The sequence below is a fragment of the Enterovibrio calviensis DSM 14347 genome (assembly GCF_000621165.1).
Taxonomy (GTDB): domain Bacteria; phylum Pseudomonadota; class Gammaproteobacteria; order Enterobacterales; family Vibrionaceae; genus Enterovibrio; species Enterovibrio calviensis.
Genome location: NZ_KK211217.1, coordinates 54548 through 72141, shown reverse-complemented (window position 1 = coordinate 72141; position 17594 = coordinate 54548). Strand labels below are relative to the sequence as shown.

Here is a 17594-nt window from a genome sequence, read left to right as displayed (position 1 = left end):
TTTATATTTGTTTTATTTTCTAGGAATACATACATGTACGCGCTAAAGACATTTTCACAACGGTTCGCTTTACTCATTATAAGTGCCGTGATCGCGCTGTCGGCTGCAATGACAGCTCACGCAGAAAGCCTTTCAACAGGCTGGCTAACCAACCCCAATCACCCGCCGCTTAGCACTCGCATCGTGTTAACGGGCTCAACCAATCCTGACGACAATACCTTTGATGGCTTTTTGGAAGTCCAATTAAAGGATGATTGGAAAACCTATTGGCGAACGCCTGGTGAAGGCGGCATTGCACCAAGTTTTGACTGGCTAGCATCAGAAAACATCAAAGACATTACTTGGCATTGGCCCGCTCCTCAGCGCTTTGATTTATTGGGCATTGATACACTCGGATACCAAAGTCGCGCTGTTTTCCCTTTGACGTTCACGGTCGAAGACATCAACAAGCCAGTGACAATCAAGGGGACACTCACCATATCTTCATGCACAACGATATGTGTTCTGACAGACTATCCTATTGATCTAGCCGTCACCCCTTCGGCACTAATCACTGACCCAAATGCCCTTCATCTTTTTGCACAAGGCATGAGCAATGTGCCTCAACCTTCACCGCTTATTGATGAGCTGTCTGTCGTATGGGATCCAAGTGCGCAGCAATTAGACGTTACCGCACAAAAAGCGACGGGCTGGAATACTCCGGATGTGATAATTGATGGAAACACCGACGCGGTTAAGGACACCTTCTTCTCCGTTCCCAACATTCAAGTCACGGGAAATACCTTGCGCGCACGTTTTGACGCAAGCAGTTGGATGGGACAACCGGAGTTAACGGACGAAACACTCAATGTAACGTTTCTCGATGACAGCTTTATCGCAGAGCATGCATCGACAGCGAAAAGAGGCATTGCAACCTCGCCTTCGCAACCGGCATTTTTAACGGCGATCTTATTTGCCGTATTGGGCGGACTGATTTTAAACATCATGCCATGTGTCCTTCCCGTTCTCGGTATGAAGCTAAGCAGTGTTGTATCCGCGCAAGGATTAGAAAAATCTCAGATTCGACGCCAATTCATTGCCTCTGCGTTGGGAATTCTATTTTCGTTCTGGGTGATTGCGGCGTTTATTAGCGCACTCAAGCTTACCGGCCACGCATTTGGTTGGGGCATTCAATTTCAAAGCCCACTCTTTATCGGTGTGATGGTGGCAGTAACAGCCGTTTTTGCTGCCAACATGCTCGGCTTATTTGAAATCCGCCTTCCGAGCACAGCAAGCACTTGGCTCGCCAGCAAAGGGGATGACTCTTACGTAGGTCATTTCACGCAAGGCATGTTTGCGACCTTACTCGCGACACCTTGCTCTGCGCCTTTTCTGGGAACGGCCGTCGCTTTTGCCCTCACCACAAACTACCTCATGCTGTTTGTCGTTTTCACTGCATTAGCGTTCGGTATGGCAATGCCTTGGTTGCTGGTTGCCGCAATGCCATCCATCGCCCAGCGCTTACCCAAACCCGGCCGCTGGATGAACATCTTAAAAGTCGCCTTTGGGGTGATGATGTTAGCCACCAGCATCTGGTTAATATCTCTATTAGGAAATCATCTGTCTTTGGGCGGAGTCATTACCATCATCTTGGCGGTTATCGCCGTGTTGCTATGGCGTACAGCCAGAGTGTACGGACGGAAAACAACCGTAGTGGCAAGTGCTTTGGTGATGGTATTACTGGTGATTGGCATAGTGACCGCAAGCTTAACAGCATCCAAATGGGCCATACCGCTACCTTCTGATCATACGTGGGAGAAACTCTCCTCACCTCAGATAAGTCATTATGTGGGGCAAGGTAAAACCGTCTTTGTGGATGTGACGGCAGATTGGTGTATCACTTGTAAAGCCAACAAGATTGGCGTATTGCTTCAAGAGCCAGTTTACAGTGCACTCAATGGTGAAAACATCATTCGAATGCAAGGCGATTGGACCTCGCCTAGCGATTCCGTTACTCAGTACCTGCAACGCCATGGCAGATATGGCGTGCCGTTCAATATCGTTTATGGCCCCAATGCGCCAAATGGCATCCCTCTGCCAGTGATCCTTTCTAAGGATTCCGTTCTCAGCGCCATCGCGTTTGCACAAGGATCGTCTTATGAGTGACAACACGCCGCAACAAGTGAAACCCAAAAGCAAATGGAAGAACCCAACGTGGTGGCTGAAAGAGTTGGCGACCTTGATCGTACTCTTCAGCATCATGACGTTCGCGATAGATTGGTGGCGAACCCAAGACATGCCAAAAGGCACTGTGCCACCCACGGTACTGACCACAATATCGGGAGACACCATCGACTTAATCACAGCCAGTCGTGATGAACCCGTCGTGCTTTATTTCTGGGCGACATGGTGTCCAGCGTGCAAGTTTGTCACGCCAACCGTTGATTGGCTGTCCGATTCTTATCAAGTGGTATCCATTGCCATGACGTCTGGCGACAACCGACGAGTCAGCGGTTATCTCAATAGTCATGATCTTGAGTTTGATACCGTCAATGATGAGAGAGGCGCGATTGGACAGCAATGGGGAGTCCAAGCAACACCCACCATCGTCATTATCAAAGATGGCAAGATTGAATCTATAACCACAGGTATTACTACGCCGCCGGGTCTGCTGGCTCGCCTGTGGTTTTCCTAATAATTGATGAGTACAAAATGAAAAATAAACTATTTTCCGCGCTTTTGGCGATGTTCACCACACTGACATCTTTCAACGCACTGTCTGAAGCGTCATTGAACGAAGCACAGCAGCAGCAACTCAATGACATCAATGTATTGTTGGAACAAAACCCAGATATCATTTCAGGCTTGCATCAAAGCCTGACCCAATATGTGGCCCAGCAACAAGGCTTCAAGAGCATAATAGCTGCCAATGATGACTATCTCTATCGCAATCCAAAACACACGCAGTTTGGCGCAACGGAACCTAAGCTAACGATCATCAACTTTACAGACTACAACTGTCCGTTCTGTAAACGCCTTGATCCCGTTCTCCTAGACATGGCCAAAGCCTACCCAGACGTTAAAGTGGTCAATATTTATGTACCATTGAAAGAAATGGGCGCGCCTTTGTCGGACATGAACTCAGCGGCGTATGCGCTCAACGTTTGGCAGCAAGATCGTGAAAAGTTTTTCGATGTTCACCAATTACTCCTCACCAAACCAAGTGCTCATGATCAGCGCTCGTTAGCACGTATTGCAGATAAAACAGGTACACGAGATCAACTCAAGCATCAGGAAGCGACCGATGAGATGGTCGAGAAAAACTACACCTTGTTTCAACAATTAGGTCTTCGTGGCACGCCTGCCATGATCATTGGTGATGAAGTGGTTCCAGGTTACTTACCCGCAGAGAAACTTGCCCCTCTGATTGAATCAGCACTCAATAAGTCCTAATAACTCTATTTGACTAAACGAGAAGTGAGAAGGGCTTTCCTTCTCACTTCCTCTGTATTCCCACAGCCCTGCCCTCACCTACACCGCAATGCCATTTAGTCTATATAGCTCAACAAGTTAAGCTGTCAGTCATTAAAACGGAAATACACGCTTTTAGTGATTTACCTTCCTGTTTTAATGGTGTTTTTTCACCATTTTGTAACAAGTCAGTTTCTTTTTCGAGTGACCCTTAATTTGTATGAAACTCAAATTGAACCTCGCCAAAAAAATGACACAACCTCTAGTGCACAAACAAAAAAATACTAAAAACAACCAACACTAGAGGAAATATCATGTCACGAACTCGACACTTACCCTATGTCGCCGTGCTCACCGCAATATCATCAGCAATGGTGTCACAATTCGCCGCTGCGCATGGTTATATGGACTATCCGCCGGCGCGTCAGGAAGTCTGTGACCGCGATGGCGGATACTGGGACTCAACCAGCGGTTCAACCATTCCTAATGCCGCTTGTCGCGCCGCATTTAAAGAATCTGGCTGGTTTCCGTTTGTTCAAAAACCTGAATTTGCCAAGCTGGTTTCCAATTTCAATAGTCAAGCTGCAGTAGAGGCCGCTATTCCTGATGGCACATTGTGTGCGGCGGCCGACCCTAAAAAAGCGGGTCTCGACATTCCGTCATCTGAATGGCAAACCACCCCGATAGATCCCGCTGCCAACGGCAAATTAACTTTACTCTATCGCGCATCCACCCCACATAACCCAAGCATTTGGAAAATCTATCTATCAAATGCAGGCTACAACTCAGCCACCGATGCATTGGCATGGTCAGATTTGGATCTCATTGCCGAGTTCGGCAATGTTCCTGTGGTTGTGATCAATGAAAAGAAATACTACCAAATGCAGATCACGCTACCGACAGAGCGTACAGGCAATGCAGTTCTGTATTCACGATGGCAGCGAGATGACCCAGCAGGCGAAGGCTTCTACAACTGTAGCGACTTAAGCTTTGGTGGCGATGTTATCGCGCCTACATGGTCAAGCATTGGCGGCTTTGTGAAATCCACAACCGATGCAGTTCAAGGCGATACCGTTTGGTTCCGTGTATTTGACGGTAATGGTTCAGAGACTGTGTTTGAAAAGCTTCCTATTGATGCGAATAACGACGTCGAATCGGTATGGGCACAGCAAATCGCTGACTCAGTGAATGCATCATCAAGTTCGGCAAAAGTCGGCAAGATCGATCCGAATGGCGTTGTCGCTTGGGACAACAGCGACCTTTACGGCAACCTGGTCTTTGTAAAAGACAAAGATGCCAGCTTCCAACTTGAAGTGAAAAAGCCGGTTGCAAACACTGCGCCCGTCATCAACGCACCGTCGTCAGTCACTGTCGATAGCGGGAAAAGTACTAGTATCTCAATTTCAGCGACAGATGCAGAAAATGATGCGATTAGCTTTACCGCAAGTGCTGGAACACTGACCGTCAACGGCAACGCTGCAACCTTGTCCTATGTTGCGCCAAACACCACGATAGACCTAACAGAGGTAATTACCGTGATCGCAACCGATGGCAATGCGACATCACAAACCACTATCACCATCAACGTGAAAGCATCAGCTCCAGTTGGTGAAAGCGACTGGGATGCATCGAAAGTTTATGTCGCTGGGGATACGGTTTTACACCTTGGCACTAACTACACGGCACAGTGGTGGAACAAAGGCGAAGAGCCTGGCGCATCCGCAGTGTGGACATCAGAAAGTGGCGTGAATCAAAGCTGGAGTAAAGGCGTGGCATACTCTGGTGGTGACATTGTTGAATACAGTGGCAAGAGCTACAAAGCGAAGTGGTGGACGAAAGGCGACCTACCGACTAACGGCGGTCCATGGGGCGAAGTGAAGTAATAGCACCTAGGTAAACAAGAACTTTATTCAACAAACCTTAAACGCAAAACGCCCCTAGCAATAGGGGCGTTTTTTATGAGCACTTTTATTGATTAAGCATGAGAGTGAAACTGCTTAATCTTGTCTCTGTAGCTGTCTAAACGCTGTGGCGTCATCATTGAACGGTTATCATCGGTAACTAAGCCGCCCAGTTGATCCGCGACTTGTTGAGCGGTTTGAAGCATCAGCTTGAAGTTCTGCTCCGCCTCGCCATAACACGGCAACGTCATGAATAGCGTAATACCCGGTGTGGTGAAATGGTGAATGGTCGCCAATGGGAAACTACCCGGGTTAAACATGTTGGCAGCGCTAAACAGCACCTGCCCCGTTCCAGCAAGATCAGCATGACGATGATAAATTTCCATCTCACCAAAAATCATCCCGTGTTGTTCGAGACAATTAATCAGCTCCTCGCCGTTGAACTCTTTATTGGCACCGGATTGAACGTTGATGATCAACACTTGCTGCTCTGGCGCTTTAGGGCTTTCTTCCTCTGCCGCTAAATCACCATCGTCAACCACATCAGAAGCATCATCAATCATAGCATGCGCATCTGTGCCCGTTTCACGTTCAGTGATGGCATCATCTTTCACCACGACATCAATCTCATCGTCATGGGTTTGATAAAAATCGACGGGCGGCGACGTTTTCGATGGCTGAGTGCTCTCTGAGGCAACAGGCGTTGACTCTTCAACATCAGACGCTGAAAAAGCAGGTAAATCGATGTCTCGCTCTTTTTCAAGCGTCACGTCCGCACCAGATTCAGACGCGAACAACGGATCCACCTCAGACTTATCGCCGAAGCTTAGCCCTGGTTCTTTACGATCCGCTTTTGGCTTGTCTTCACTACCAGAACGAACAACTCGAACAGATCCAATACCATCTTGGTCGAACCCAGTCTCATCGGCATCTGACAATTTACCTATTGGCTTTTCACCAAATTTGGCAGGTTTTTCTTTCCTACTGGTCCATAGGCCATGAAGCAACAATGCTGCAATAGCCACAGCTCCCAAAATGATTAAAACAAGGCGCAATTCCTGCATCATTTAATCTCAGCATCTATCCAATTAACGACGAACGGAGTACCCATCTAAACACCTTGGTACAACCTTTGGCAATGTCGCACATACCATTAGCTGACTACTGTACCAAAAAGTGTATAAAAGTTAACGTCCATACCGCCAGAACACTCAAAAAGTCACTGTTCTTTCGAGGTTTTGACAATAAGCTGACCCAAAAATTCATCCAAAACGTAAATTGCCAATCTCATTGTGAAACCGTTAACATTGTGGGAGAAACATTTAGGAGAGACTATGACACCCACTCAATTCGCCAAACAGCCCGCCTCTGGCGCCAGTTATTTTTTGCGCGGCTTTTCATTGGCATTCACACCCGGCGTTCGCCGCTTTGTGATCATTCCACTGCTGGTCAACTTACTGCTCATGGGAACCTTGATTGGCGTAGTGCTTTCACAGCTTAGTGATTGGATCAACGGATGGTTAGCCTACCTACCCGATATACTTAGCTGGCTTTCCTATCTGCTTTGGCCATTACTTGCCATCGCCGTGCTTGTGATCTGTTCTTATTTCTTTAGTACCGTTGCCAACTGGATTGCCGCCCCATTTAACGGCCTTCTTGCAGAACACTTAGAAGCTAAGTTAACAGGGAAGCGCCCTCCTGATGACGGTATTACTGACGTGGTTAAAGATCTGCCTCGTGTGTTTAAACGCGAATGGCAAAAACTTTGGTACTACCTGCCAAAAGCCCTCGGCTTACTGTTGCTCATGTGGATACCCGTTGTCGGTCAAACGCTAGGCCCAGTGCTGTGGTTTCTATTTAGTGCATGGATGATGGGGATCCAGTATTGCGATTACCCGTTCGACAATCACCGCGTGCCGTTTCAGAACATGAAAGCCACATTGCGCGAACAAAAAGGTGCAACCATGAGCTTTGGCGCATTAGTCATGGTGTTCACTATGACTCCAATACTGAACCTGTTCGTCATGCCAGCCGCCGTTTGTGGCGCTACAGCCATGTGGGTAGACAAGTATCGAGATCAACTCGCTCGCTACTAATCCCCTCACCGACACCAATAAATTGCCTTTCAACGTTACTTGCGTCGTTGTTCATCATCATGAACAACGACGCAACAAGGTGTTTTGACTAAGATTTCGCCTTTTTTTGAGAACTTCATCTGAAACCAAATCGATAACAATAAGATATAACTAACGATTCCTTTGCAATTTCAGAAAGAAAGTTATGCTCTTAATCGTACTCCCCAACAAACCGAAGGAACGAAGAAGATGGGTAAAATTTACGAAGACAATACAACCACCATTGGCAACACTCCTCTCGTACGCCTAAATCGCGTATCTAATGGAAAAGTGTTGGTTAAAATTGAAGCGCGTAACCCTAGCTTCAGCGTCAAATGCCGTATCGGTGCAAACATGATTTGGGATGCCGAGAAAAAAGGCACACTGAAGCCAGGCGTTGAGCTGGTTGAGCCAACCAGTGGTAATACAGGTATCGCATTGGCATATGTTGCAGCCGCTCGCGGTTACAAACTGACGCTAACCATGCCTGAGTCAATGAGCCTTGAGCGTCGTAAGTTGCTTAAAGCACTAGGTGCGAATCTTGTTCTAACTGAAGCAGCAAAAGGCATGAAAGGTGCTATTGCTAAAGCAGAAGAAATTGCTGCTACTGATCCAGCGAAGTATCTGTTGCTACAACAGTTTGATAACCCAGCAAACCCAGAAATCCACGAAAAGACCACTGGTCCAGAAATTTGGGAAGATACTGAAGGTGAAATCGACGTATTCGTTGCTGGTGTTGGTACCGGTGGTACGCTAACAGGTGTTAGCCGTTTCATTAAAAACACCAAAGGCAAAGCAATCACAACGGTTGCGGTTGAGCCCGCTGAGTCTCCAGTTATCACGCAAACAGTCAACGGTGATGACGTGCAACCTGCACCACACAAAATCCAAGGTATCGGCGCAGGCTTCGTACCTGGCAACCTAGATTTGTCTTTGATTGACAAGACGGTATTGGTGACATCAGACGAAGCGATCACCATGGCTCGTCGTTTGATGGAAGAAGAAGGTATTCTGGCGGGTATTTCATCAGGTGCTGCTGTTGTCGCTGCCAATAAAATCGCTGAATTGCCTGAATTTGCAGACAAGAACATTGTCACAATACTGCCAAGCTCTGGTGAGCGTTACCTGAGTACTGCACTGTTTGCCGGCATCTTTACAGAGCTAGAGAACCAACAATAATCGGTATTCTTGACCTAAATACAATCGTATTGTCGATAACAAAAAAGCCCTAACAGGGCTTTTTTATTTGATTTTTTCTGCCTGCTCTAGTAAAAATTCCCAGCCTTTTATTTTCCAGCTCGAATTTAATCCTCGACTCGATAGTGAGTCAGGTATCGATTTACGGAAAAATGTCACAAAAAATTGACTTGGATTAAGCTAGGGCATGTAAATCTTGGTTAGTTTAACGTCCATTGATAGCCAAAACAGGCCATACGGTTTAAGCTATCCACAGATTTAATACATAAACCTAAATAAATAATGTACCGGGGTAAAACATGTATCAAAAGCAAGTAGAAATCACTGCTGAAAACGGTCTACACACTCGTCCTGCTGCTCAGTTTGTTAAAGAAGCAAAAAGCTTTGAAGCAAAAGTCACTGTTGAATCTGGTGGTAAAGAAGCAAGCGCAACTAGCCTGTTCAAACTGCAAACTCTAGGTCTAACTAAAGGTACTGTGGTTACTATCAAAGCTGAAGGTGCACAAGCTCAAGAAGCCGTTGATCACCTAGTTAAGCTAATGGACGAGCTGGAATAATCCAGCTCTTTTTCTTTCCATTAGTATTTCAATTGATCAAATGTAAGGTAAGGCTATGATTTCAGGTATCCTGGCATCTCCTGGTATTGCTTTTGGCAAAGCGCTGCTACTTCAAGAAGATGACATCGTCATCAACAAAAACCCGCTTCCAGCTGATCAGCTAGACGCGCAAATCAAGCGCCTTTTCGAAGCGCGTGAACTATCTAAACAGCAACTTGAAGTGATTAAAGAAAAAGCTCTTGCGACTTTCGGTGAAGAGAAAGAAGCAATCTTTGAAGGTCACATCATGCTGCTTGAAGATGAAGAGCTAGAAGAAGAAATCATAGCTTTCATCAAAGACAATAACGCTTCTGTTGAATACGCAATCTATAGCGTGATTGAAGAACAAGCTGTAACGCTTGAGTCTTTAGATGACGAATACCTAAAAGAGCGCGCAACAGATGTACGTGATATTGGCTCGCGTTTCATTAAAAACGCACTGGGTATCAATATCGTGTCTTTGAGCTCAATCAATGAAGAAGTTATTTTGGTTGCTAACGACCTAACGCCTTCTGAAACAGCGCAAATCAACCTCGATTATGTTCTGGGCTTCATTACAGATATCGGCGGTCGTACTTCACACACCTCTATCATGGCGCGTTCGCTAGAACTGCCTGCAATCGTTGGTACTAACGATATCACTAAGCGTGTGAACAACGGCGATATGCTGGTACTTGATGCAATCAACAACAAGATTGTGATCAACCCAAGCAACGAAGAGCTAAACAAATTCAAATCGATCCGCGACGAATTCATCGCAGAGAAAGATGAGCTAGCAAAACTGAAAGATTTGCCAGCAATCACTCTTGATGGTCACCAAGTCGAAGTTTGCGGCAACATCGGTACAGTGAAAGACTGTGACGGTATCAACCGTAACGGCGGTGAAGGTGTTGGTCTGTACCGCACTGAGTTCCTGTTCATGGATCGTGACGCACTGCCTACTGAAGAAGAGCAGTACAAAGCGTACAAAGACGTTGCCTTGGCAATGCAAGGTCACCCAATTATTATCCGTACTATGGATATCGGTGGTGACAAAGATCTTCCGTACATGGATCTGCCAAAAGAAATGAACCCGTTCCTAGGCTGGCGTGCTATTCGCATCAGCTTGGACCGTCGTGAGATTCTTCGCGATCAACTTCGTGCAATCCTACGTGCATCAGCACATGGCAAGCTACGCGTGATGTTCCCAATGATCATCTCGGTAGAAGAAATCCGTGAGCTTAAAGCGGCGATCGAAGAGTACAAAGTTGAGCTTCGTGCAGAAGGCCATGCGTTCGACGAGAACATCGAAATCGGTGTAATGGTTGAAACGCCAGCAGCGGCAGCGATTGCTCACCACCTAGCGAAAGAAGTTGCATTCTTTAGCATTGGTACAAACGACTTAACCCAGTATACTCTGGCGGTTGACCGTGGTAACGAGATGATCTCGCACCTATACAACCCATTGTCTCCAGCTGTATTGACCGTTATCAAGCAAGTCATTGACGCTTCTCACAAAGAAGGCAAATGGACTGGCATGTGTGGCGAGCTTGCAGGTGATGAGCGAGCAACATTGTTGCTAATGGGTATGGGTCTTGATGAGTTCAGCATGAGCGGCATCTCTATCCCACGCATCAAGAAAATTATCCGTAATGCTAACTTTGCTGATGTTAAAGCGATGGCAGAAGAAGCATTGGCAATGCCTACCGCAGCTGAAATCACTGCACACGTAGATAAATTCATTGCTGAGAAAACTGTCTGCTAGAATACGGCAGCAAAGTATTGATAACGCTTAGGAGCAAACACTATGGGTCTGTTTGACAAACTGAAGAAGCTGGTTTCTGACGACAGCAGCGATGCAGGTGTGATTGAAATCATGGCACCTCTTTCTGGTGAAATCGTAAACATCGAAGATGTGCCAGATGTTGTTTTCGCAGAGAAAATCGTTGGTGACGGTATCGCAATCAAACCAACTGGCGACAAAATGGTTGCACCGGTTAACGGCACCATTGGTAAGATTTTCGAAACTAACCACGCTTTCTCTATCGAATCTGAAGACGGCATCGAAATGTTCGTTCACTTCGGCATCGACACTGTTGAGCTAAAAGGTGAAGGCTTCAAGCGTATCGCTGAAGAAGGTCAAACTGTTAAAGTTGGCGACCCAATCATCGAATTCGATCTGGCTATGCTAGAAGAAAAAGCGAAGTCTACCCTGACACCTGTTGTTATTTCTAACATGGACGAAATCAAAGAGCTGAACAAGCTTTCTGGTTCTGTTGTTGTTGGTCAAACACCAGTACTACGCATCAAGAAGTAATTCTTAATGTGTAAGAAAAAGCGCAGCCTCGGCTGCGCTTTTTTGTTGCCTTTTATTTGTACCCGCGCAGCCACGTCTCATACGATTTCACACTCAGCGAAACATCCCCCCTCTTCCTAAAACAATCGTTAGGAGCGAGCCGAAAAATCTTGCGTAACTTCTTGAACAAATTGGTGCTGCTGACTGATGTATTGCTGGCGATATTGGGTTGGCGTCATCCCAGCGAGCCGTTTAAATAGACGACAAAAGTAATCTGCATCCACGAATCCACTTTCCAGCGCCACTTGTTTAACGCGCAACCCTTTCTCTATCAACAGATGCCTCGCGTGGGCAAAGCGCTCTCGATTAATGTATTCATTGAAGCCAATATCGCTGTGCTGTCGGAACAGATGAGAAAGATAGCTCGTTGAAATATAAAAATGCTCAGCCACCGACTCTCGACAAATTGACTCATGAAAATGGCAGCGCATGTAGGTTAGGATTTGATGAAATAGCTGCTTTTGTTTGGAGACATCGGAAGCTCTGGCACTTAGCTTTCGAGAAATGGCTTGCAATAACACATCAAGTTTCACATCACTCAAGCCCGTCACTTCAGACGTCAAGCCAAGCAACAACGCATTCAGAGAGGTCAATGGCATGGCCCATTTTGCCAAACTGATGCAACGACCATCTTGCCAATGGTTGTAACTGAGTCCTAGCTTTTCGCCACGGCAGCAGATACTCAGGGTGTTTGCCTCATTCGCATAAGGCAAATTCCAACCGTGAGCTTTAATGCGAAGCACATCGCCAGGCAGCATGCGCACCAACCCTCGCTCACCATTCCCTCGGCTGTACATCATGTCTACCGAACCTTCGACGACGATATCTACCCGTTCATTGGGCGTACACCACGCGAGAAGTGGCATCTCTCCGCATGGAACCGCGTAATGACATTCGGTATTTAGCTTTCCCTCTAAACGACCTGCGATCTCTGAAAGCACCAAATATGAAAATGTATCGGTCTGGTTGGTCGTGTGCGGCATGGTGTCACTCTCACTGCTGGGTGTGAAAATTCATTCATCAGAATAAAAATTACTCTGATTGTGGTGAAAAAATTTACAGCTTTCTGAGAATATTTCCATGATGGAGTGCACCATTTAACTGTAAATATTTACAACAAAATGACTAATATGCGCTCAATCACAGTCTTAAATTGGAAATGTTTTCATCATCTCTCAGCCAAATCCCTATTTGAAGGTCGTAGAAGGAGAACCTCATGACCAAAAATGTTGTTGCGATTACCGCCTGTGCTGCTGGTATTGCGCACACCTACATGGCAGCTGAAGCCCTTGAACAAGCTGGCAAAGAACACAATTTTTTTGTAAAGGTTGAAACCCAAGGTTCAATCGGTGCGCAAAACATCCTGACCGAACAAGAAATTAACGATGCAGAGCTAGTGATCATCGCCTCTGATATTGAAATTGATCTTGCTCGCTTTGCAGGGAAACGTGTTTACAAAGCACGTCCAAAAGCCGCGATTCGCGACGCAATGGCACTTATCAAAGAAGCAGAAGAAAACGCGACCGTCTTTGGTGCGAAAGGCACAAAAGTCGGTAACGTGACCTTGGGTAAAACCACTGAGAACGGTTTTGTTCAGCACATCATGAGCGGTATCTCTTACATGGTACCCATGGTTATTGCTGCGGGTTTGTTGCTGGCCATCGCGAATATTTTCGCTTTCCAGCGTGATGACCTAGGCCGCATGGTCGCGTGGGGCTTTGACCAAACCGAACCTCTCGGTTACTTCATGGCGCACTTGTTCAAAGTGGGTCAGATCGGCTTCCTACTAATGATCCCACTGTTTGCAGGCTTCGTCGCAAACTCCATCGCGGATCGTCCCGCGATCGCTCCAGCGATGCTGGGTGCATACATGGCGAATGACCCTGCATTCTTGGGTACCGACGCAGGTGGCGGCTTCCTATCAGCCATTCTTGTTGCTTTCCTTGTTGGTTACTTCGTGAAGTACCTGAAGAAAATCAAATGGCCGAAACTGCTTCAACCGCTTGTTCCTATCATGATCATCCCGTTGATCGCGACCTTCTTCATTACCGTTGTGGTGCTGTACTTCATTGGACAACCTATTGCTGGCGCAATGAGTGCACTCTATGAAGGTCTAAACTGGCTAACCAACACGTATGGCGCGTCTACCTTCATCATCGGTGCCATTATCGGTGCCATGATCGGCTTCGACTTCGGCGGCCCAGTCAACAAAACTGCACTGATTTTCGGTACTGCCGTTTGGACAGACACCGTTGCAAAATATGGCATTGAAGGCGCTAACTTTGTACCAGGCACTGCGGCGCAAGCGGCTATCTCTGTTGCTCCGCTGGGTATCTTCTTGGCGTCAAAACTGTTCAAAAACCGCTTCTCTGACACTGAAAAAGTGTCTGCAAACTCCGCGTTCGGTATGGGCATTGTCGGGGTAACTGAAGGTGCAATTCCATTTGCTGCGGCGAACCCCGTTCAAATCATCACCGCCAGTGTGGCCGGCTCAGCACTAGCCGGTGGCCTTGTTGGCTACTTGGACGTGAAATTCTATGGCGGTATCGGTTCTCCGTTGGGTACGTTCATCGGTTACATCGAGCAGCCGATTCCTTTCGTAACGTGGATTGCTTGTACCTTCGCGGGTATCGCAACCACGGCCATGATTATCGGATTCTGGCGACGCCCTTCTAAACAGCCTGTTGCTGATGCAAAAGACGCGGGCGCAGCATCAACCACCATGCAGCAAGAAGCAGTCACACCCGCTGTTGCCGCCTCAACCACAGTGAATGGATAAACCTGATGAGCAATGTATTTAACGCAGAACATATTCTGACTGATGCCCACTCTACGACACAGCAGCAAGCTTTTCAGTTCATTGCTGCGCACGCGCATCAACTGGGCTACATCGACAGCATTGATGGCTTCGCAGGTGGCTTACAAGCGCGAGAGTCTCACGACAGCACAGGGTTTCTCGGCGGAATAGCGGTGCCACACTGCAAATCTTCCCATGTGAAAACACCAGCGATTTTTGTGGTGCGCTTTGCCCACCCTATCCAATGGGAAACCATGGATGATGAACCAGTCACCACGGCAGTGTCGTTAGCGATTCCAGAGTCAGGCGCTGAAGAAAGCTTGGTGATGCTGACTAAGTTGTCGCGCGCCATGATGAAACCCGATATTCGAAACACACTACAACAGAACGATACGCAAGCCATTTTAGACACCATTCAACACGTAATTGCGTGAGTTTACATATCCAATGACATGAAGGTGCAGCTCACTGAGCCGCACCTTCGCATCAACGGATAGCATTCCAAAGCGGACAGGTTTATGAAAAAACAACTACATGTTATCTCCCATACTCATTGGGATTTTGAGTGGTATTTCTCCGCTCATGAATCGCTCATTCAATTAATCTATCACCTCGAAGAAGTGATGGACGCGCTCGAAAAAGGCGAGGTAGATAACTACTACTTGGATGGACAACTGAGCATCGTAGAAGATTATTTATCGGCCTGCCCGCAACACAAAGAACGCTTTTGTCATTTGGTCGAAAGCGGAAAACTCAAGATCGGCCCTTGGTATAGCCAAACCGATCAACTGATCATTTCGGGTGAATCCATCATCCGAAACCTGCAACTGGGTATTCGTCTCGGCGAATCACTCGGTGGCTGTGAAATGCTGGGCTACGTGCCAGACTCTTTTGGTCAAAGCATGGACATGCCAAAGATTTATAACGGCGTCGGCATCGATAAAACGGTGTTTTGGCGCGGACTGTCGACGGACGTTTATCCTCACCGAGAAGGCCAATGGCAAAGTGAAGATGGCAGCCACGTGCTTTTCTACAACATCAAAGATGGCTATTACGTGGGCGGGCAACTGATCTACTCTGATGATGCCATTTCACTGACACAACAAGTTGAGAAAGACTGCCTGAGCCATCATGTTGCCCTGCCATTGGGCGGCGACCAGCGCTTCGTCGATCGCAATGTCAAAGAACGTATTGCGCTGTTTAATCAAAAGCTGGCAGATGCAAACATTGATAGCCAGCTGATTGAAAGCAGCTACGACAAACTGTTCGCCTCGCTTGCCGCGCAAGACCTGCCAATGGACACGCTGAGCGGCGAGATGATCGATGGGCAAGTATCGAAAATCCACCGATCCATTTACTCGTCACGCGCCGATCATAAGCGCCTGAACGATATGCTTGAACGACGCATCACCCTTGAGCTTGAGCCCCTTATGGCGCTCGCCACGCGCTATGGCATCGGCTATCAGCCTGAACTCATTAATAACCTTTGGCGCACCATGACGCGTAACCACGCCCATGATAGTGCCGGCGGTTGCAACACCGACAAAACCAACAAGATCATCGTTGAACGCTTTGAGCATGTCGATCAAACATCGAGTGCAGCGCGAGACTACTTAGTGCGTAAGTTGGCAGACTCTCAGCCAGAACTCGACAACGGCACGCGTTTGACCCTGTTCAATACCTTGCCGGTTACCCGCGATCAGGTACAAGACATCACGCTTTCAACCAAATCTAACCATTTCACGCTGAGCACCTTAGACGGTGAGAACGTGGCGTTTGATGTGATAGCGCAAAACCAGCACTACAACGGCAGTATCCAACGCAATGCCGAAGACAATGACCCGAATGGCTACTACTACCAAACTGACATCGCCGTTCAACATGCGCTTCCCGCATTAGGTTTCACGTCCCTTATCATTCAAGAAGTGCCAGAAAAAGACGCGCAAGTGTTACCCACCGTGCTTGGCAAATGCATCGAGAATGATCGCTACCGTATCGACTATCAAAACGGCGAATTGAACCTTACAGATAAGCAAACTGGCCAGCATTGGCCGCAAGCCTTCACGCTGCGTGATGGCGGCGATGATGGCGATACCTACGACTACTCGCCACCTGAAAATGATTGGGTAATCACCTTGTCATTCAGTCACGCAGAATGCACAACACAATCCGGTCAGCGTAAACAACAGATGACCTTGAAAGGCACATGGTTGCTACCAGAAAACTTAGAAGCTCGCGCTCAGGGTTTCCGAGACACCGTTTGCGAGTACACCGTGAAGGTAACGCTCACCAACGATGAACAGCCATTGCAGATCGATGTGACCATCGATAACCAAGCCGACGATCACCGCTTACAGTTGGTCATCAACAGCCCGATAAAAGCCAAAGAAAGCATTGCGGATACGCCATTTGGATTTGCGCGTCGTCCACTCTTTCAACCACAGTTGGCGGACTGGCGTGAGCGCGGCTGGAAAGAAGAGCCTTGCGGGATTTACCCGATGATCAACTATGCCAACCTGCACGATGAGCAAGCCAGCTTGACCGTGTTCGCCCAAGGCATCAAAGAGTATGAAGTGCTTATCGATAGCGCGGAACAGCCTAGCGGCACCCTCGCCCTCACGTTGTTCCGCAGCGTTGGTTGGTTGGGTAAGCCCGACCTTCTTCGCCGCCCTGGGATTGCTTCAGGTCAGCAGTTTAAATATATCCCCACCCCCGATAGCCAGATGAAAGGCCACCAGCACATCACACTTGGGCTACACATTGATTCAAGCTTCTCGCCAGCGACCGCTGTGCGGCAATGGCAAATGTGGAGTGTGAATACGCCTTACTATCAAGCGCAAACGCTCAATCAGTTCACCAATACCTTGAAATATTTCGTCATGCATCCGCTCGAGCGCGCGGTAAAAGATAGCGACAGTTTGTTTACCCTAGATGCACCGCAACTTGTTTGTAGTAGCGTGCAGTTCGACAACAACGCCCTGCATGTGCGTCTGTTTAATCCATCGGAATACAGCATCGAAAACACAGGTTCACTCTCTGTGAAGCATGCAGCAATCAAACACGCGGCAGAAACCAACCTGATGCTCGACACCCTGAATACCTTGGTGGTTGATGACAATGTGATTCAACTTGGCGACTTTCGTGCGAAGCAAATCCGCACCATTAAGATCACGCTTGATTAAGAGGAGCGTTCGCCCTACGGTA

At 47.5% G+C, this 17594-nt stretch carries 14 protein-coding genes; 12 read left to right on the top strand and 2 right to left on the bottom strand.

Going from position 1 to position 17594, the window contains the following annotated elements; translation table 11 throughout:
• The first annotated feature begins 33 nt into the window (after positions 1–33).
• The 4 genes from Q365_RS0118500 (at position 34) to Q365_RS0118485 (ending at position 5333) form a co-directional block, all read left to right on the top strand.
• On the top strand, positions 34–2145 hold the full coding sequence (locus Q365_RS0118500) for a protein-disulfide reductase DsbD family protein (protein WP_028024733.1): 2112 nt from the start codon (positions 34–36) through the stop codon (positions 2143–2145).
• On the top strand, positions 2138–2674 hold the full coding sequence (locus Q365_RS0118495) for a protein disulfide oxidoreductase (RefSeq protein ID WP_035025364.1): 537 nt from the start codon (positions 2138–2140) through the stop codon (positions 2672–2674). The genes Q365_RS0118500 and Q365_RS0118495 overlap by 8 nt, the downstream gene beginning before the upstream one ends.
• 17 nt (positions 2675–2691) lie before the next feature.
• Positions 2692–3432: a DsbA family protein gene (locus Q365_RS0118490; RefSeq protein WP_028024731.1), complete on the top strand. Its 741-nt coding sequence runs from the start codon at positions 2692–2694 to the stop codon at positions 3430–3432.
• A 332-nt stretch (positions 3433–3764) separates the two neighbouring features.
• Positions 3765–5333, top strand: coding sequence for a lytic polysaccharide monooxygenase (locus Q365_RS0118485; RefSeq protein ID WP_028024730.1), 1569 nt, complete (start codon positions 3765–3767; stop codon positions 5331–5333).
• A 92-nt stretch (positions 5334–5425) separates the two neighbouring features.
• On the opposite strand, the gene zipA is transcribed toward Q365_RS0118485, so the two are convergent.
• The gene (gene zipA, locus Q365_RS0118480; RefSeq protein ID WP_035025362.1) at positions 5426–6418 is read right to left on the bottom strand and encodes a cell division protein ZipA; all 993 of its coding nucleotides are present in this window, start codon (positions 6416–6418) and stop codon (positions 5426–5428) included.
• A gap of 267 nt (positions 6419–6685) precedes the next feature.
• Here zipA and cysZ point away from each other — a divergent pair, with 267 nt between their 5' ends.
• The 5 genes from cysZ (at position 6686) to crr (ending at position 11554) form a co-directional block, all read left to right on the top strand.
• Positions 6686–7447 carry a sulfate transporter CysZ gene (gene cysZ, locus Q365_RS0118475; RefSeq protein ID WP_028024728.1) on the top strand — a complete coding sequence of 254 codons (762 nt, stop codon included), beginning with the start codon at positions 6686–6688 and terminating at the stop codon, positions 7445–7447.
• Between the two features lie 228 nt (positions 7448–7675).
• Positions 7676–8644, top strand: coding sequence for a cysteine synthase A (gene cysK / locus Q365_RS0118470; protein WP_028024727.1), 969 nt, complete (start codon positions 7676–7678; stop codon positions 8642–8644).
• Between the two features lie 317 nt (positions 8645–8961).
• The gene (locus Q365_RS0118465) at positions 8962–9219 is read left to right on the top strand and encodes an HPr family phosphocarrier protein (protein WP_028024726.1); all 258 of its coding nucleotides are present in this window, start codon (positions 8962–8964) and stop codon (positions 9217–9219) included.
• 55 nt (positions 9220–9274) lie between these two features.
• Entirely contained in the window at positions 9275–11002 is a 1728-nt protein-coding gene (gene ptsI / locus Q365_RS0118460) for a phosphoenolpyruvate-protein phosphotransferase PtsI (RefSeq protein WP_028024725.1), read from the top strand.
• Positions 11003–11044: 42 nt separating this feature from the next.
• Positions 11045–11554 carry a PTS glucose transporter subunit IIA gene (gene crr, locus Q365_RS0118455; protein WP_017009306.1) on the top strand — a complete coding sequence of 170 codons (510 nt, stop codon included), beginning with the start codon at positions 11045–11047 and terminating at the stop codon, positions 11552–11554.
• A gap of 128 nt (positions 11555–11682) precedes the next feature.
• Here the strand turns inward: crr and Q365_RS0118450 are convergent, their stop codons facing one another.
• Complete coding sequence (locus Q365_RS0118450) at positions 11683–12576, bottom strand: helix-turn-helix transcriptional regulator (RefSeq protein WP_028024724.1); 894 nt, start codon at positions 12574–12576, stop codon at positions 11683–11685.
• Positions 12577–12809: 233 nt separating this feature from the next.
• Here Q365_RS0118450 and Q365_RS25855 point away from each other — a divergent pair, with 233 nt between their 5' ends.
• From Q365_RS25855 to Q365_RS0118435, 3 genes are all read left to right on the top strand, one after another.
• A complete protein-coding gene (locus tag Q365_RS25855) occupies positions 12810–14372 on the top strand; it encodes a PTS fructose transporter subunit IIC (protein WP_081796302.1) in 1563 nt (520 codons plus the stop codon).
• Positions 14373–14377: 5 nt separating this feature from the next.
• The gene (locus Q365_RS0118440) at positions 14378–14824 is read left to right on the top strand and encodes a PTS sugar transporter subunit IIA (RefSeq protein ID WP_028024723.1); all 447 of its coding nucleotides are present in this window, start codon (positions 14378–14380) and stop codon (positions 14822–14824) included.
• Between the two features lie 84 nt (positions 14825–14908).
• On the top strand, positions 14909–17572 hold the full coding sequence (locus Q365_RS0118435) for a glycoside hydrolase family 38 N-terminal domain-containing protein (RefSeq protein WP_028024722.1): 2664 nt from the start codon (positions 14909–14911) through the stop codon (positions 17570–17572).
• The last annotated feature ends 22 nt before the right edge of the window (positions 17573–17594 follow it).

What these genes read in the sequence shown, in the direction of transcription:
- Q365_RS0118500 (WP_028024733.1), top strand. Translation starts at nt 34, where the DNA reads ATGTACGCGCTAAAGACATTTTCACAACGGTTCGCTTTACTCATTATA.
- Q365_RS0118495 (WP_035025364.1), top strand. Translation starts at nt 2,138, where the DNA reads ATGAGTGACAACACGCCGCAACAAGTGAAACCCAAAAGCAAATGGAAG.
- Q365_RS0118490 (WP_028024731.1), top strand. Translation starts at nt 2,692, where the DNA reads ATGAAAAATAAACTATTTTCCGCGCTTTTGGCGATGTTCACCACACTG.
- Q365_RS0118485 (WP_028024730.1), top strand. Translation starts at nt 3,765, where the DNA reads ATGTCACGAACTCGACACTTACCCTATGTCGCCGTGCTCACCGCAATA.
- zipA (WP_035025362.1), bottom strand. Translation starts at nt 6,418, where the DNA reads ATGATGCAGGAATTGCGCCTTGTTTTAATCATTTTGGGAGCTGTGGCT.
- cysZ (WP_028024728.1), top strand. Translation starts at nt 6,686, where the DNA reads ATGACACCCACTCAATTCGCCAAACAGCCCGCCTCTGGCGCCAGTTAT.
- cysK (WP_028024727.1), top strand. Translation starts at nt 7,676, where the DNA reads ATGGGTAAAATTTACGAAGACAATACAACCACCATTGGCAACACTCCT.
- Q365_RS0118465 (WP_028024726.1), top strand. Translation starts at nt 8,962, where the DNA reads ATGTATCAAAAGCAAGTAGAAATCACTGCTGAAAACGGTCTACACACT.
- ptsI (WP_028024725.1), top strand. Translation starts at nt 9,275, where the DNA reads ATGATTTCAGGTATCCTGGCATCTCCTGGTATTGCTTTTGGCAAAGCG.
- crr (WP_017009306.1), top strand. Translation starts at nt 11,045, where the DNA reads ATGGGTCTGTTTGACAAACTGAAGAAGCTGGTTTCTGACGACAGCAGC.
- Q365_RS0118450 (WP_028024724.1), bottom strand. Translation starts at nt 12,576, where the DNA reads ATGCCGCACACGACCAACCAGACCGATACATTTTCATATTTGGTGCTT.
- Q365_RS25855 (WP_081796302.1), top strand. Translation starts at nt 12,810, where the DNA reads ATGACCAAAAATGTTGTTGCGATTACCGCCTGTGCTGCTGGTATTGCG.
- Q365_RS0118440 (WP_028024723.1), top strand. Translation starts at nt 14,378, where the DNA reads ATGAGCAATGTATTTAACGCAGAACATATTCTGACTGATGCCCACTCT.
- Q365_RS0118435 (WP_028024722.1), top strand. Translation starts at nt 14,909, where the DNA reads ATGAAAAAACAACTACATGTTATCTCCCATACTCATTGGGATTTTGAG.